This is a genomic window from Photorhabdus sp. CRCIA-P01, assembly GCF_003545805.1.
In the GTDB taxonomy this organism is placed as follows: domain Bacteria; phylum Pseudomonadota; class Gammaproteobacteria; order Enterobacterales; family Enterobacteriaceae; genus Photorhabdus; species Photorhabdus antumapuensis.
In genome coordinates, this window is the sequence record NZ_NMQR01000145.1 from 1 (window position 1) to 1,859 (window position 1,859).

A 1,859-nucleotide genomic window follows, 5' to 3' on the forward strand; every position below is an offset into this window, starting at 1 on the left:
TCAGCCCATTCCCGCACTTCTGCCGGCGTGAGGGAATCCAGTCCCTGCATTCTGGCTTTTTCCTGAATTTCGCTCATCCGGGCACTGTAATCACCCTGTAATGCCCGCAGCTCTTTGGCAACCGCAACACACTGTTCAGCCCCTGAACATGTTGCTATCCGCTCCTGAGCCCGGTCATATTCCTGCCGATATTTATCCCTGATCGTCTCACGACAACTGCTGTCTCTCTGACAGTTGACCAGTTCCTCACTCCTTGAGCGATTCTGGTCAACGCTTAAGTGATTATTGTCCACAACAACGCATTCCATTGCGAAGTTGACCGCCAAGCACCTATTTTTTCTATGGTACTCAGTCAGTTACAACCTGTTTTTCCCTGTACGGTTTGACTCCCGGCCAATAACACCCCGACGCGACTTTTCAGCTCGATAAGCCACTTTGCCTTGATGTGATGAACCTCACCTTTAGAGTTAGATGGTTATCCAACATTTGGGGTACGGTCCACATGGGGGGATTTTACTTTAGGCAGTAATAATAATTTATTGTAGAAGTGACAATGTTTTTCACTGTTTCCTTTTCTAAAATAATATCAGTAACATGTGGTTTTAGTATTTCCTCCCAATGATATCCAACATCATCATTACCATTTAAAACACTCAGTTTTGCACCTAAGATTCTTATCATACTGCCATTAGATACAGCAAAAACATAACAACAGTCATTTTCTAAATTATATGTAGATGCTTGATATTTGTAAGAAGTAACAAAATCGTCTGATACTTCTTTCTCTGGTTCAGCCCGTTCAGGCAACATTGTTTTTAACATAGAGAAGTAAGCTTCTTTTTTTTCCATATTGAAAATATTATTATTTTCAACAGGTAATACCAAAGCATTACTATCAGATAAACAAAGGATATCTCCTCCTAATGTTGCTACTTTCGCACTATTTGGATACAGTTTTCCATCTATACAAAAATGAAATAAGCCATTTCTATATCCATTTTCTGTACTCCAATCAGATAAATACTCTATAAGTATGGCAAAATGATTTGGATCACCAAAAATCATAATTATCTCCATTTTCCAGGTAAACCAAGTTTCTTTTTAACGTCTGATGGAACGTCGCTCTTGCTTAATGCCGCACTTTTATCACCTGTGCTACCGGACCAATGCCACGTACCATCATTAGTATTGGTAAATTGATGTACATTACCATTACTATCCAATGCGTATCTTTTTTTACCACTTGCAACTGAATTGCCAAACAATTCGATCGAATTTTTAGGTTCAGTCCCGGCATTATGGTGATAACCTATTTGTCCTGGAGTATGTTTAGGGTTTGATTTATACACTAATCCATTATTAGTTGTCACAGGATCAGGAGCCGGTATAGCACTTCCCTTACCCCCTTTTGCGCCAGCTTTACTGATCCCTCCGGCAACCCCCGCAGACGCCGCAATCCCCGTCTGCCCCATAATCTTCACGATTTCCTGGGTCGTTTCTTCTGAGCCGTCGGTGACTTGGGCACGATGGAGCACTAAATTGCGGGAGGCATCAATATTCGACATCGCACCCCGTAAATCAGCCCATTCCCGCACTTCTGCCGGCGTGAGGGAATCCAGTCCCTGCATTCTGGCTTTTTCCTGAATTTCGCTCATCCGGGCACTGTAATCACCCTGTAATGCCCGCAGCTCTTTGGCAACCGCAACACACTGTTCAGCCCCTGAACATGTTGCTATCCGCTCCTGAGCCCGGTCATATTCCTGCCGATATTTATCCCTGATCGTCTCACGACAACTGCTGTCTCTCTGACAGTTGACCAGTTCCTCACTCCTTGAGCGATTCTGGTCAACGCTTAAGTG

At 43.3% G+C, this 1,859-nt stretch carries 2 protein-coding genes and 1 pseudogene; all 3 read right to left on the reverse strand.

Annotated features, from left to right (window positions below):
• Positions 1-293 (reverse strand): annotated as a pseudogene (locus D3222_RS24340) (hemolysin/hemagglutinin-like protein HecA precursor); the annotation flags it as partial.
• Positions 294-513: 220 nt separating this feature from the next.
• The gene (locus tag D3222_RS24345; protein ID WP_157975445.1) at positions 514-1,065 is read right to left on the reverse strand and encodes an immunity 42 family protein; all 552 of its coding nucleotides are present in this window, start codon (positions 1,063-1,065) and stop codon (positions 514-516) included.
• Positions 1,066-1,067: 2 nt separating this feature from the next.
• The coding region (locus D3222_RS24350; protein WP_118988334.1) for a hemolysin/hemagglutinin-like protein HecA precursor at positions 1,068-1,859 on the reverse strand (792 nt) is incomplete at its 5' end.

Bases quoted from the DNA above. Each gene is read 5' to 3' on its own strand.
- D3222_RS24345 (WP_157975445.1), bottom strand. From the start codon at position 1,065: ATGATTTTTGGTGATCCAAATCATTTTGCCATACTTATAGAGTATTTA.